The sequence below is a fragment of the Clavibacter sp. VKM Ac-2872 genome, assembly GCF_015351105.1.
Lineage (GTDB): Bacteria > Actinomycetota > Actinomycetes > Actinomycetales > Microbacteriaceae > Clavibacter.
In genome coordinates, this window is sequence record NZ_JADKRR010000001.1 from 164,656 (window position 1) to 177,918 (window position 13,263).

Consider the following 13,263-nt stretch of genomic DNA (forward strand, 5'->3'; position numbering starts at 1 on the left):
GCCCCGCGCGGCACCGGAAGGACCCATGACCCCCACCGACCCGCTCGACCCCACCACCCCGCGGCGCATCGGCGTCGTCGGGCTCGGATCCATGGGCGGCGCCATGGCCGCGTCCCTCGCCGGCCGCGGCTGGGACGTCGTCGGCTGCGACCCGTCCGCGGCAGCCCGCGCGGCGTCGGAGGCGCGCGGCCTCGCGACGGTCGCCGATGTGTCCGCGCTCGCCGGGATCCCGTACGTCGTGCTCTCGCTGCCGTCCGCGCGCGTGGTCGAGGCGACGGTGCCCGCGCTCCTCGCCGCGCCCGGCACCGTGGCCGTCGTCGACACCACCACCTCCGAGCCCGGCACGAGCGCCGCGATGGCCGAGCTCGCCGCCGCGCACGGCGCCGCCTTCGTCGACGCGCCGGTCTCCGGCGGCAACACGGGCGCGGCCGCGGGCACGCTCGCGTCCTTCGTGGGCGGATCCGCGGAGGCCGTCGACGCGGCCCGTCCCGTCCTCGAGGCGCTCACCTCCGGCGGCTGGCGCCACGTCGGCCCCGCCGGCTCCGGGAACGTCGTGAAGCTCCTCAACAACATGCTCGTCTCGGTCAACCTGCTCGCCGTCGCCGAGGCGATGGACGTCGCGGCGGCCCACGGGATCGACCTCGAGACGGCGGTCGCGGCGCTCAACACCGCCACGGGCGCGAGCACCGTCAGCCAGCGCATGTTCCCCGACCAGATCCTCAGCGGCCGCTTCGGCTCCGGCTTCGCGCTCGGGCTCATGGCCCGCGACGTGGCGCTCGCGCACGACGTGGCCCGCGCGACCGGCGCGACCCCGGGGCTCTTCGCCGAGACGGACACGCGCTGGCAGCAGGCGCTCGCCGCGCTCGGCCCGCAGGCCGACTTCGTGGCCGCCACCTCCACCTTCACCACGGCGACCACCGCCCTGGATCCCGCGCAGCTCTCCGCCCGGAAGGACGACACCGCATCATGACCGCCACCGCACCCACCACCCGCACCCCGCTCCTCGACGCGGTCGACCCGACCGCGCACCCCGCCCGGCGCGCCCGGGACCTCATCGCCCACGCGTTCCCCGACGGCATCGGCACCTGGGCCGACGGCCGCGTGCACCCGGGATCCGGGCCCGCGATCGACCTCGTCGACGCCGCGACCGGCGAGCTCGTCACGAGCTACGCGGATCCCGGCGTCGACGGTGCCGAGACCGCGCTCGCCGCCGCCGTCCGCGGCGCGCGCGCCTGGGGCGCGATGGACCCCTACGACCGCGCCGCGATCCTCCGCGAGGTCTCCCGCGTGATCGACGCGCACCAGGAGGAGCTCGCCGTCCTCGAGACGGTCACGACCGGCAAGCCGCTCCGCGACGCCCGCGTCGAGGCCGGCCGCGTCGCGCAGATGTTCGGCTACTACGCCGGCTGGGCCGACAAGGTCACCGGGCAGACGATCCCCGTCCCCGGCGACTGGCTCACCTACACGACGCGCGTGCCGTGGGGCGTCGTGGTCGCGGTCACGCCGTGGAACTCGCCGCTGTTCACCGCCGGCTGGAACTCGTCCGCGCCGCTCGCCGCCGGCAACGCGGTGGTCCTGAAGCCCAGCGAGTTCACCCCGCTCAGCACGATCCGCCTGGCGCAGCTCGCGGAGGAGGCGGGCCTGCCCGCCGGCGTGCTCTCGGTCGCGGTCGGCGCGGGCACCACGGTCGGCGCCGCGCTCAGCACCGACCGGCGCGTGGGCAAGCTGAGCTTCATCGGATCCGTGCCCGTCGGCCGCACGGTCGCGCAGGCCGCGGCCGGCGCCGGGATCCCCGTCGTCCTCGAGCTCGGCGGCAAGAGCGCCAACATCGTGTTCGCCGACGCGGACCTCGACCAGGCCGCGCGCGGCGCCGTGAGCGCCGTGTTCTCGGGCGCCGGCCAGTCGTGCGTCGCCGGATCCCGCCTGCTCGTCGAGCGCGGCGCGCACGACGAGCTCGTGGCGCGCATCGTCGCCCACGTCGACGCGCTCCGGCTCGGCGACCCGCTGGATCCCGCCACCGAGATCGGCCCGATCATCTCCCGCCGCCAGGTCGCGACCATCCGCGCGCTCATCCAGGCGGGCCAGGAGGACGGCGCGCGCCGCCTCTCCGGCGCGACCCCGTCCACCGCGGTGGCAGACGGCGCCCTCGCGGACGGCAGCTGGATCATGCCGACGATCCTGGACGGCGTCGAGCCCGGCCACCGACTCGAGACCACCGAGGTGTTCGGACCCGTCCTCGGCGTCTCGGTCTTCGACAGCGAGGAGGAAGTCGTCGCGCGGGCCAACGCCACGGGGTTCGGCCTCGCGGGTGCCGTCTGGACCTCCGACGTGTCGCGCGCGCACCGCGTGGCCGCGGCCGTGGACGCCGGGACCTTCTGGATCAACGCCTACAAGACCATCCACGTGGCCGTCCCGTTCGGCGGCTTCGGCGAGTCCGGCCACGGGAGGTCGTCCGGCCCGGGCGTGCTCGACGAGTACACGCAGCAGAAGGCGGTGTGGGTCCCGACCACGCCGCCGCCCGCGCCCTTCCCGTCGATGCGCGGCTAGCGCGCGACGCGGGCGCGGTCGCCGCGGGTCGTCCCGGGTCGTCCCGGCCGCGTGCGGTTAACCGGTTTACAGACGCGGTCGCGCGGTGTTAGCGTCGCCGCCATCGGGTCCGCGACGACGCTCCCGGATGCGTGCGGGACGGCGGATCGCGGTGTCGTCGCGACCCGGATCCCGCGACCCTCCGAGAGGCACCATGACCGACACCGCATCCCCCCTCCGCGTCACCGTCTGGGGCGAGAACCGCCACGAGCGGATCGAGCAGCACGTCCGCGACCGCTACCCGACCGGCATGCACGGCGCCGTCGCCGAGGGCGTGCAGGAGAACCTGCCCGACGCGCACGTCGAGATCGCGACGATGGACCAGCCCGAGCACGGCCTCACCGAGGAGCTGCTCGCCCGCACCGACGTCCTCACCTGGTGGGGCCACGCCGCCCACGCCGAGGTGGACGACGAGATCGTCGCGCGCGTGCACCGGCACGTGCTCGACGGGATGGGCCTCATCGTGCTGCACTCCGGGCACTGGTCGAAGATCTTCACACGCCTGATGGGCACCACGTGCACCCTCCGCTGGCGCAGCGCGCACGACCGCGAGCTCGTGTGGACCGTGAACCCGCAGCACCCCATCACCCGCGGCGTGCCGAACCCGATCGTCATCGACGGGCAGGAGATGTACGGCGAGTACTTCGACGTGCCCACGCCCGACGAGCTCGTCTTCATCTCGGGCTTCACGGGCGGCGAGGTGTTCCGCAGCGGCATGACCTACCGCCGCGGCTTCGGCCGGATCTTCTTCTTCTCGCCCGGCGACCAGGACTTCCCCGTGTACCACCACACGGACGTCCGCCGCGTGATCGCGAACGCGTGCGAGTGGGCGCGGCCCGACCGGCGCGAGACCCCCACGCTGCTGCGCTACGAGCTCGGCGAGTACTACGACGGCACCGACTACGCCGGGGCGCTCGAGCGATGACGGCCGGGGATGAGCGCACGAGCCCGGGGCACCGGATCGTCGCGCCCGCCGACGGCGCGCGGCTGCGGGTCGTGCAGGTCGGCGCGGGCGGCATGGGACGGCAGTGGTTGCAGACCATCGCGGAGGATCCCGACGTCGAGCTCGTGGGCGTCGTCGACCTCGACGCGGAGGCGGCGCGGGCGGGCGCGTCCGCGCACGGGGCGTCGGCCGAGGCGGGCACCGACCTCGGCGAGATGCTCGCGCGCGTGCGGCCCGATGCGCTGATCGACGTCACCATCCCGCGCGCGCACCACCCCGTCACCACGCAGGCGCTGTCCGCCGGGATCCCCGTGCTCGGCGAGAAGCCCGTCGCGCTCACGGTCGCCGAGGGGCTGTCGCTCGCGGCGGCCGCGGAGATCACGGGCGAGCTGTTCATGGTCAGCCAGTCGCGCCGCTACAACGACCAGCTCGTCGCCCTGAAGCGGCGGGCGGCCGACCTCGGCGGCGTCGGCATCGTCACCACCGAGTTCTTCAAGGCCCCGCGCTTCGGCGGGTTCCGCGAGGAGATGGACGACGTGCTGCTGCTCGACATGGCCGTGCACCAGTTCGACGCCGTGCGGTACCTGCTCGACGCGGATCCCGTGAGCGTCTACTGCGAGTCCTACAACCCCGCCTGGAGCTGGTACCGCGGCGACGCCGGCGCCACCGCGGTCTTCGCGTTCGAGGGCGGCGTGCGGTACGTCTACACGGGCAGCTGGTGCAGCCCGGGCGCGGAGACGTCGTGGAACGGATCCTGGCGGGTGAGCGGCGCGCACGGCACCGCGCTCTGGGACGGGGACCACGCGCCCACGAGCGAGATCCCGGATGCGCCCGACGGCCCGCCCGCGGAGCCGGCCGCCGTCGAGTCGGTGGGGGTGGAGATCGCCGGGTCGCTGCGCGCCTTCGTGCGCGCGCTGCGCACGGGCGAGCGGCCGCACGGCGAGGTGCACGGCAACGTGATGAGCCTCGCGATGGTGGAGGCCGCGATCGAGTCGAAGGGCGCGGGCCGCCGGATCGCGATCGACGACGTGCTCGAGCGCGCGTACGCGACCGCGCTCGCCGACGAGCGGCGCGACGACGTGCGCGCGCGGCTCGAGGGATGGCGGGAGCGCGGCGTGCGCGAGGCGCTCCAGGGGCCGCCGGCGACCGGGGGTGTCGCGGGCGCCGCGGCCGTCGCCCGCCCGGCCGCCGCCGGGTAGCCTCATCGGGTGGGGATCCAGTGACCGGCGACGAGACGGGCCGCGCCGTGCCGCTCGCGCCGGATCCGCGCTCGCGCGAGATCCCGCCCGCCGGCGACGCCCGCTCCCGCGGCACCACGCCCGACCACGTCCGCCGCTCCAACCTCGCGACCGTGCTGCAGATCGTGCACGAGACCGGACCCGCGTCGCGCTCCGAGCTGACCCGCGAGACCGGCCTCAACCGGTCCACCATCGCGGCGCTCGTGGGCGAGCTGCAGGAGCTCGGGCTCGTGGTCGAGTCGGAGCCGCCCGGCACCAACCGGGTCGGCCGGCCGAGCCCCATCGTCTCCGCCGACCCGCGCGTGGTCGTCTTCGCCGTGAACCCCGAGATCGACGCCGTCACGGTCGGGCTCGTCGGCCTCGACGGCGTCGTGCAGGAGCGTGTGCGCCGCGACACCGACGGCGTGCCCACGGCCGCCGAGGCCGCCCGGCTCGCCGCCGCGATCATCGCCGAGCTGCGCGTCGACCTGCGCGCCACCCGCCCCGATGCCCGCGTGCTCGGCATCGGCGTCGCGGTCCCCGGCCTCGTCCGCTTCGACGGCGGGCTCGTGCGCCTCGCGCCGCACCTCGGCTGGGTCGACGAGCCGTTCGCCGCGCTCCTCGCCGAGGCCACCGGGCTCCCGGCGCTCGCCGCCAACGACGCGAGCCTCGCGGCCGTCGCCGAGGGGCGGTTCGGATCCGGCCGCGACGTCGACGACCTCGTCTACCTCAACGGCGGCGCGTCGGGCGTCGGCGGCGGCGTGCTCATCGGCCGGCGCCCGTTCGGCGGCGCGGAGGGCTACGGCGGCGAGCTCGGCCACACGCTCGTCGACTCCGGCGGCGAGCTCTGCCACTGCGGCGCGGTCGGCTGCCTCGAGACCACCGTCGGCCAGGACGCGCTGCTCGAGGTCACGGGCCTGCCGCGCGCTCGCGCCGACGAGCTGGGCGACGTGCTCGCGGCGGCCCTCGAGGCGGGCGACCCGGCCGTCACGGCGGAGGTCGAGCGGCAGATCGACAACCTCGCCGTGGCGCTGCGCAACGTCGTCAACATCTTCAACCCGTCGCTCGTGGTGCTCGGCGGGTTCCTCGGGTCGCTGCACGCCGCGGATCCCGACCGGATCCTCGCCCGCGCCACCGCCCAGGCGCTCCCCGGCGCGCGCGAGGCCCTGCGGATCCGGCGCGCGGCCCTCGGCCCCGACCGGCTGATGATCGGCGCGGCCGAGCTGGCCTTCGCGCGCGTCCTCGTGGACCCGTCCGCCGTGATGCGCGAGGCCGGCGCCGCGGAGCGCACGACGGCGTGAGCGCTCCCGTCGACCTCGTGATCCTCGACTGCGACGGCGTGCTCGTCGACAGCGAGGTGCTCGCCGTGGAGGTCGACCGGCGGGTGCTCGCGGAGCTCGGCTGGGACGTCTCGACCGAGGAGATCGTGGAGCGGTTCGTCGGGAAGTCGCACGCGACCTTCACCGCCGAGGTCGCCGCGCACCTCGGCCGCGACCTCGCCGACGACTGGGACGCGCCCTACGCGCACTGGTACGCGGACGCCTTCGAGACGCACCTGCGTCCGGTCGACGGGATCGAGGAGGCGCTCGACGCCATCACCCTGCCGACCTGCGTGGCGTCGAGCGGCGACCACCCCAAGATCCGCGCGAACCTCGCGCGCACGGGCTTGCTCCCGCGCTTCGACGGCCGGATCTCGAGCGCCACGGAGGTCGCGCACGGCAAGCCCGCGCCCGACCTCTTCCTCCTGGCGGCGTCGCGCATGGGCGTGGATCCCGCGCGCTGCGTCGTCGTGGAGGACAGCCCCTACGGCGTGCAGGGCGCGGTCGCCGCGGGCATGCGCGCGCTCGGCTACGCGGGCGGCCTCACGCCGGCCGACCGCCTGCGCGATGCCGGCGCCACCGTCTTCGACGAGATGCGCGAGCTGCCGCGGCTCGTGCGCGGGCTCGCGGGCTGACGCGGACCGATGGCGCCGCGATCGGGGCACGACAGGCGTCGACACGACCCGTGGCGTCGTCCGCATGAGGACCTCCCGCCGCGCGATGAGGAAGGCCGCCGCCGTGGCGCTGTGCCTCCGACGCACCGCGCGGCGGAGCGTCCCGCGCCGTGCCGCGGTCGTCGAGCCCGACCGGCCGGCCGACGAGGACGAGGTCACGCCGCGCTGACCGCCCGACGTCGTCGGACCGCGCGGACGACGAGCGCGCCGAGGACCCCTACGAGGGCCAGGACCGCGAGCTCCGGGAGCACGCGCGCCGGCGGGCCGAGGGCCGCGACGAAGACGGCGCTCGCAAAGTCGGCCAGCTCGAGCGGGTAGCGGAGGAGGGCGCGGGAGCCGAGCGCCGACGTCACGCCGGTGACGGCGGCCTGCCCGAGCCAGAGGAGGACGGCCGCGAGCACCGCGCCGACGATGCGGCCGGCGCCGCGGAGCCCCGTCGCGGCGACGGCGAGGCCGAGCACGACCGGCGGGATCCAACGCGCGACGACGAGCAGGGCCGGCCCGGGGGGCCGGACGAAGCCCGCGACGGGCGGCACGGCGCCGAGGATCCACCCGCCCAGCAGCACCGCGGGCAGGGCGACCGCGACCACGGCGACCCCGGCCGGTGCGAGCGCCAGGAGGAGGGCGACGACCGCGGCCACGAGCATCGCGGCGATCGTGCCCGCGACGAACGCCACGAGGTATACCTGCGCCTCGCTGATGCCGGCACCCGTGCGGTCGACGCCGGCCGGCTGCGGGTCGTCGACTCCGAGCCCGTCCGCGGTCACGGTCGCGGTCTGCACGAGGGCGACGACCTGCACGAGGAGCAGCCCCGCGAGCACCAGCCAGGCTCCCGCGCGGGGGAGCCGCGGCCGTAGCAGGCGCGCGGCGGTGCCGGCGATCCCGCCGCCGACCACGATCACCGCGGCCAGCAGCGACGCCGTGTACGGGTCGAAGGGCAGCAGCGCGATCGGCATGTCGGCCGCCGACGCGACGTCCTCCGCCCACAGGTCCTGCGGCAGCACGCGCGACCCCGCGACGATCCACGGGAGGAGCCCGAGCACCGCGGCGGCGACGCCCACGGCCAACGCGAGGAGCGCGCCGCGGACGCCGCGGATCACGCGATCCGGCCGCGCGTCGGGTGCGGATGCGGGTGCGGCGTCGGGCGTCGTCATCCGTCCACGCTAGCGACGGGCCCGCTGCGGGCGCGCGCCCCCGATCGGGCCGGCCTGTGGACTCCCGCGACCGCCCGGGCGCGTCGTCTGCCTAAGCTCACGGCACCCGACCCGGTACACCCGCGCTCGCCCCCTCCTCCCGCTCCTCACGAACGGATCCGCCATGCCCCGCCGCGCCCTGCTCGCCACGTCCGCGTTCGCCGTCACCCTCGCCGCCCTCCTCGGCGCCGCCGCGCCCGCGCAGGCGTGCCCGCGCGACCCGGCGGAGCAGCAGGCGGTCACCGCCGTCGCCTCCGCCGCGCTCGACCGCCTCGAGATCGCCGACGACGTGGCCGCGTCGAAGTACCTGTCGGGCAAGGCCGTGGCGGATCCCGCGCGCGAGCAGGCCGTCGTCGACGCCACGATCGCCGCAGCGAAGGCCGACGGGGTCGACCCGGTCGCCGCCGAGCGCATCATGCGCGCGCAGATCACGGCGAGCAAGCAGGTGCAGTACGCGCTCATCGCCTTCTGGCGCGCGAACCCCGCGCAGGCGCCGACGACCGCGCCCGACCTCACCACGAGCGTCCGCCCGCGCATCAACGCGGTCGACGCCCGGCTCGTCCCGGCCATCGGCGCCGCGTCCGTCGCGCTCGACGACCCGGCGTGCAGCCACCTCCTGAAGGACGCCCGCGGCCAGCTCGGCCAGGGCCTCGACGACGCGCACCGCAAGGCCTTCCGCACGGCGCTCGCGACCGTCTGCACGCCGGAGTCCTGAGCCGGCCCACCGACCCGGTCGGGCCCGCTGCCCCGATGCGCTGGCCCGGCCGACCCAACGAACCGCGCGCGTCCGCCCTCCGGGTGGGCGCGCGCTGTCGTTCCCGCTCGCGTCAGGCGCCCTGCCCGCGTGGCCCGAACATGATCACGGCGACGCCGACGAGGCAGACCACGGCGCCGATGACGTCCCACCTGTCCGGGCGGTAGCCATCCACGACGGCGCCCCACACGAGCGAGCCCGCGACGAACACGCCGCCGTAGGCCGCGAGGATCCGCCCGAACGACGCGTCCGCCTGCAGCGACGCGATGAAGCCGTACGCGCCGAGCGCCATCACGCCGAGCCCGGCCCACCACCACGGCCTGCCCTCGCGCACCGCCTGCCAGACGAGCCAGGCGCCGCCGATCTCGGCGACCGCGGCGAGGGCGAACAGGATCACGGTGCGCAGCAGCATGCTCCGAGCATGGCCGAGCCGGACGCGGATGCGGACGCGCGGGTCAGTCCGTCAGGCCGCCGTCAGGCGGTCGACGCGATGTCCGCCGCGAACGCCGCCACCCGGTTCCGCAGGTCGTCGATGAGCTGGGCCGTCGCCGCCGCGGGGTCGAAGCCGAGGTAGGGGATCGGCCGGGGCTTCCGCACGTTCGCGTTGCACTCGAAGTCGGTGCAGACGAGCGTGCCGACGGTGTTGCCGTTGCGGCCGGCCGCGCCTGCCCGCCGCGCGCCGTAGAACACGACCGGGTTCGGCAGGCGCACGTCCTGGCACCACGTGCACTGGGCGCGGGATCGCGGCGCGGTCGCGGACTGCTGCAGCAGCACGCCGATCAGCTCGTCGCCGACGGGCGCGACGACGATGCCGCGCTGCGGCGCCTTGGGGTCGCGCCAGCCGAGGAAGTCGAGGCGGTCCCAGGCGAGGTCGGCGAAGCCCTCGGGGAGGTGGATGTCGCGCCGCTCGCGCTGCGAGGCGTTGACGAGGGAGGCGCGGATGGCGGATTCGGTCAGGGGGAGCATGTGGTGCCCTTCGTGCGGGGTCGCGGCGGTGCCGCGGAGATGGGTGTCAGGGTCGGCGGCCGGACCCTCGCGGATCGACGGGACGCCGGGTGCGGCCGGCCCTCGCGGGGCGCGGCGACGGATCCGGTGGCTACCTGGTGCCGACGGACGTGCCGCCGACGACCTCCCCACGCCAAGAGGGCGCCGTGCTGCTCGTGATGCTCACGCGGCAACGGTACCCCGGGCGGGGGATTGCGGATCCGGCCGGCGGGGTCAGCGCGTCCAGGCGTACGGCGTGGTCGTCGAGCAGGCGATGAGGCCGGAGCGCTCGAGGATCGGGCGGGAGAAGTCGGTCGAGTCGCTGTGCATCAGGGTGCGGCCGGCTGCCAGCGCCGAGCGCGCGCGGGCCGCGGTGAGGGCGCGGTAGATGCCGCGGCCGCGCCACTCCGGCAGGGTCGCGCCGCCCCAGAGGCCGGCGAAGTCGGATCCCGCGACGGGCTCGAGCCGGCCCGCCGAGACGATCCGCCCGTCGGCCTCCGCGACCCACATCTCCATGCCGTCGTCGAGCCCGAGGCGGCGGATCATCGCGTCGGCCTGGTCGGTGGAGTCCATGTCCCCGAAGACCGCGGCCTGCATGGCGCTCATCGCCCGCACGTCGGCCTCCGCGGTGATGCGCCGGAGCGTCACGCCCGTGGGCAGCGGCACGTCGACCGCGAGCGCCCGGGCCTCGCCCAGCATGATCGACTCGCGCTCCTCCGGCACGAAGCCGTTCGCGCGGAGGATCCCGTCGAGCCCGGGGGCGTGGTCGTGGCCCCGGGTCTTCCACTCCACGGTCGCGATCGCGGGGTCGTCGCGGTAGCGCGCGAGCGCGGCGGGGACGAGCTCGCGCAGGCCGGCCTCGTCGAGGCCGCCGAGGTCGGCGTACGTGACGAAGCCGCGCCCGCCCGGGAAGACGACGAGGCGCAGCGGGCCGAGCACCCGCACGTCGAGCGCGCTCGGCGTCTCGGCGTCGGTGCGGAGCTGGGCGTCGTAGGCGGCGAGGAGGGCGGCGGCGGATCCGGCGTCGGGGGTCACGGGGATCACGGGGATCACCGTACGGGCTCGGGCAGCCAGGCGAGCTCGACGCGCACGGCGTCCTCACCGAACGCGATGCGCTCGCCGGCGTCGTGCTCCCGCCCGTCCACGCGCACCGACGCCGCCCGCGGCAGCCGCAGGGCGGTGCCGCCCGGCGACGCCAGCCAGTCCGCGCCCGGGACACGCCGCACGACGAGCGCGGCGCCGTCGGGATCCCAGTCGAGCCGGTCGACGACCAGCCCGCCGCGGGCGCGGAGCCCGGTGACGGATCCGCGCGCCCACGCCGCCGGCAGCGCGGGGAGGACCGCGAGCGCGGCGGTGTCGGACCCGAGCAGCATCGCCGCGACGAGCGCGGGCAGGCCGCCGCTCGCGTCGAGGTTGAAGAGGCGGCCGGCGTCGTGCCGTGTCGTGAGGGTGGGGCTCCAGTGGTCGACGGCGAGCCACTCGACGCACGTGAGCGCGGACGCGCCGTCGCCGAGTGCCGCGGCCGCGAGCCCCACCTGCACCAGGCCGAACGCCATCACCATCCGGCCGGGCGACGCGGTCGGGTCCTCCGCGCGCCACGCGATCTTCGCGGCGACGGTCCGCGCTGCTGCGGCGCGGAGGCGGACGGCCGCGTCCCCGTCGCCCACGAACGCCGGATCCACCTCGTCCCAGAGCGGGTGGAGCTGCGACGCGTGGCGGTGCCCGATCCGCTCGGGCCAGCGCGGATCCAGCCACTCGGCGAGCGTGCCGTCGTCGGCCACGCGGTACGGCGGCAGGTCGCGCACCACCGCGGCCCAGCGCGCGTCGAGGGAGTCGTCGCCGCGGGCCCGGCCGAGGAGGGCCGTGGCGCGGGCGGCGTCGTGGAGGATCGCGACGTCCATGGTCGCGTCGGTCGCGGCCGGGACGCGCTCGCCGGCGGGCGTGTTCTCGGGCGAGTAGGAGGGGACGAGGCGGCGCACCCCGTCGACCAGCACGGTGGCGGTCTCGGCGAAGCGCAGCACTCCCCGGGCGAGCTCCCACAGCCGGTCGTCGACGATGCCGCGGTCGCCGGTGGTGGCGACGATGTCGGCGGCGATGCGGAGGATCCAGCCGCCGCACCCCTGCCAGAACGGCATGGGGTAGTCGGCGTCGAAGTGGTCCGCCCGGCCGTGCGTGGACATGCGCGCGGGCAGCAGCATGCCCTCGGCGCCGTGGACGCGGCGGGCGTTCTCGCGGAAGTCGTCGAGGTGGGGGAGCACCAGCTCGAGGAGCGTGCGCGCGAGCTCGGGCGTGCCCGTGGGGATGAGGCTCGCGATCCCGCCGTTCTGCACGTTGCCGTTGAGCGTGTAGTCCGCCGACCACGCGGGTCGCCAGGTGCCCTGCCACACGCCCTGCAGCGTGGCCGGCAGCTCGCCGGTGGAGGAGACGATCGCGGCGCGGCCGCTGAGGTACGCGACCTCCACGACGCGGCGGCGCGCGGCGGGGTCGCCCGCGCGGGCCGCGGCCCAGAGGTCCTCGGTCGTGGGGTCGGCGCCGTCGTCGATGCCGCCCGCGGGCGCCGCGCCGCGGAGGTCGAGCGCGGACGCGGCGACGAGCGCGCCGTGCGTCGCGCGCTGGGCGGCGCGCAGGGCGTCCCACGCCGGCATCGTCTCGGGAGGGTCGTCCGGGGCGGGGCCCGCGGTGGCCGGACCCGTCGCGACGGCCAGGCGCAGCAGCCGCGTCGCGCCCGGGCCGGTGCGGACGGTCGCGCGCGCGGATCCGCCGTCGGCCACCCACGCGCCGCCCGCGTCGCCGGGTGCGCCCGCGTCGACCGCCGTGACCGTCCGCAGCGCGTCGTCGCCCGCGCCGGCCTCGGCCGTGAGGATCCCGCGCACCCCTCCCGCCACGGACGCCCGCACGGCGGCGGACGCGTCCGGCCCGCCCGTGACGAGCGCCGTCGCGTCCCCCGCGCCGAGGCCGAGCTCGACGACCGCCTCGGCGTCCCGGTCGGACTCGAGCGCCAACCAGCAGGCCAGCCCGTCGCGCGGCGCGAGGAGGCGCAGCGCGTGCCGGCCGCCCGCGAGGTCGGTCCACGCGATCGCGGACTCGCCGCCGACCGGGTCCATGGTGCGCCGCATGTCGGCGACGCCGCCCGGGGTGCGGATCACGAGGGTCGCGCAGATGCCGAGCGGATCCGTCCAGACGAGGTCGTCGCCGTAGCCGCTGTCCCGCGCGCCCGCCATCAGCTCGGCGGTCGCCGTGTCCGAGTCGCCCGCGAGGAGCGCGCGGCGGATCTCGTCGATGCGGGGCCGGAGGTCGGGCGCGTGCGGCCGAGGGTTCACCGGCGGGAACCAGCGCTCGTGCGCGAGGGAGACGGTGATCGCGTCGGCCGGCCCGTGCGCGACGGCGCCGACGCGTCCGCTGCCGACCACGACGCCCTCCTCCCAGGTCGGCGCCGCGGTCGCGGTCGTGAAGACGGGGGAGGGGTGCGCGTCGTCGCGCGAGGGCGATCCGATGATCGGGTCCTTCCGGTCGGCGTCCATGCCCGTGGGCGGCACCACGGTACCGGGTCCGTCCGCCGGGAGGGAGGATGGGGGTGCATCCCGACGGCGTTC

At 76.6% G+C, this 13,263-nt stretch carries 13 protein-coding genes; 8 read left to right on the top strand and 5 right to left on the bottom strand.

What is annotated here, in order from left to right; all coding sequences use genetic code 11:
- The first annotated feature begins 25 nt into the window (after nucleotides 1-25).
- The 7 genes from ITJ40_RS00860 to ITJ40_RS00890 all read left to right on the top strand — a co-directional run bounded on the left by ITJ40_RS00860 (nucleotide 26) and on the right by ITJ40_RS00890 (nucleotide 6,908).
- Nucleotides 26-970 carry an NAD(P)-dependent oxidoreductase gene (locus ITJ40_RS00860; RefSeq protein WP_194665145.1) on the top strand — a complete coding sequence of 315 codons (945 nt, stop codon included), beginning with the start codon at nucleotides 26-28 and terminating at the stop codon, nucleotides 968-970.
- On the top strand, nucleotides 967-2,547 hold the full coding sequence (locus ITJ40_RS00865; RefSeq protein WP_194665146.1) for an aldehyde dehydrogenase: 1,581 nt from the start codon (nucleotides 967-969) through the stop codon (nucleotides 2,545-2,547). The genes ITJ40_RS00860 and ITJ40_RS00865 overlap by 4 nt, the downstream gene beginning before the upstream one ends.
- Nucleotides 2,548-2,740: 193 nt before the next feature.
- Nucleotides 2,741-3,511, top strand: coding sequence for a ThuA domain-containing protein (locus ITJ40_RS00870; RefSeq protein ID WP_194665148.1), 771 nt, complete (start codon nucleotides 2,741-2,743; stop codon nucleotides 3,509-3,511).
- Nucleotides 3,508-4,728, top strand: a complete 1,221-nt coding sequence (locus tag ITJ40_RS00875; protein WP_194665150.1) for a Gfo/Idh/MocA family protein — start codon at nucleotides 3,508-3,510, stop codon at nucleotides 4,726-4,728. The genes ITJ40_RS00870 and ITJ40_RS00875 overlap by 4 nt, the downstream gene beginning before the upstream one ends.
- Before the next feature lie 20 nt (nucleotides 4,729-4,748).
- Nucleotides 4,749-6,047, top strand: coding sequence for an ROK family transcriptional regulator (locus ITJ40_RS00880; protein ID WP_194665152.1), 1,299 nt, complete (start codon nucleotides 4,749-4,751; stop codon nucleotides 6,045-6,047).
- Complete coding sequence (locus ITJ40_RS00885) at nucleotides 6,044-6,700, top strand: HAD family hydrolase (RefSeq protein ID WP_194665154.1); 657 nt, start codon at nucleotides 6,044-6,046, stop codon at nucleotides 6,698-6,700. The genes ITJ40_RS00880 and ITJ40_RS00885 overlap by 4 nt, the downstream gene beginning before the upstream one ends.
- A 64-nt stretch (nucleotides 6,701-6,764) precedes the next feature.
- Nucleotides 6,765-6,908: a hypothetical protein gene (locus ITJ40_RS00890; RefSeq protein WP_194665156.1), complete on the top strand. Its 144-nt coding sequence runs from the start codon at nucleotides 6,765-6,767 to the stop codon at nucleotides 6,906-6,908.
- On the opposite strand, the gene ITJ40_RS00895 is transcribed toward ITJ40_RS00890, so the two are convergent.
- Complete coding sequence (locus ITJ40_RS00895) at nucleotides 6,895-7,893, bottom strand: hypothetical protein (RefSeq protein WP_194665158.1); 999 nt, start codon at nucleotides 7,891-7,893, stop codon at nucleotides 6,895-6,897. The genes ITJ40_RS00890 and ITJ40_RS00895 overlap by 14 nt on opposite strands.
- Nucleotides 7,894-8,056: 163 nt before the next feature.
- Here ITJ40_RS00895 and aroQ point away from each other — a divergent pair, with 163 nt between their 5' ends.
- Nucleotides 8,057-8,647, top strand: a complete 591-nt coding sequence (gene aroQ, locus ITJ40_RS00900) for a gamma subclass chorismate mutase AroQ (protein ID WP_194665167.1) — start codon at nucleotides 8,057-8,059, stop codon at nucleotides 8,645-8,647.
- 112 nt (nucleotides 8,648-8,759) lie between these two features.
- Here aroQ and ITJ40_RS00905 read toward each other — a convergent pair whose 3' ends face one another.
- The 4 genes from ITJ40_RS00905 to ITJ40_RS00920 form a co-directional block, all read right to left on the bottom strand.
- Nucleotides 8,760-9,098 (bottom strand): YnfA family protein, encoded by a 339-nt coding sequence (locus ITJ40_RS00905; protein WP_087197920.1) that lies wholly within the window; start codon nucleotides 9,096-9,098, stop codon nucleotides 8,760-8,762.
- Nucleotides 9,099-9,160: 62 nt separating this feature from the next.
- Nucleotides 9,161-9,652: an FBP domain-containing protein gene (locus tag ITJ40_RS00910; RefSeq protein ID WP_194665169.1), complete on the bottom strand. Its 492-nt coding sequence runs from the start codon at nucleotides 9,650-9,652 to the stop codon at nucleotides 9,161-9,163.
- Nucleotides 9,653-9,904: 252 nt separating this feature from the next.
- The gene (locus ITJ40_RS00915) at nucleotides 9,905-10,714 is read right to left on the bottom strand and encodes a GNAT family N-acetyltransferase (RefSeq protein WP_370531956.1); all 810 of its coding nucleotides are present in this window, start codon (nucleotides 10,712-10,714) and stop codon (nucleotides 9,905-9,907) included.
- 5 nt (nucleotides 10,715-10,719) lie between these two features.
- The gene (locus tag ITJ40_RS00920) at nucleotides 10,720-13,209 is read right to left on the bottom strand and encodes a glycoside hydrolase family 95-like protein (RefSeq protein WP_194665171.1); all 2,490 of its coding nucleotides are present in this window, start codon (nucleotides 13,207-13,209) and stop codon (nucleotides 10,720-10,722) included.
- Between the last annotated feature and the right edge of the window lie 54 nt (nucleotides 13,210-13,263).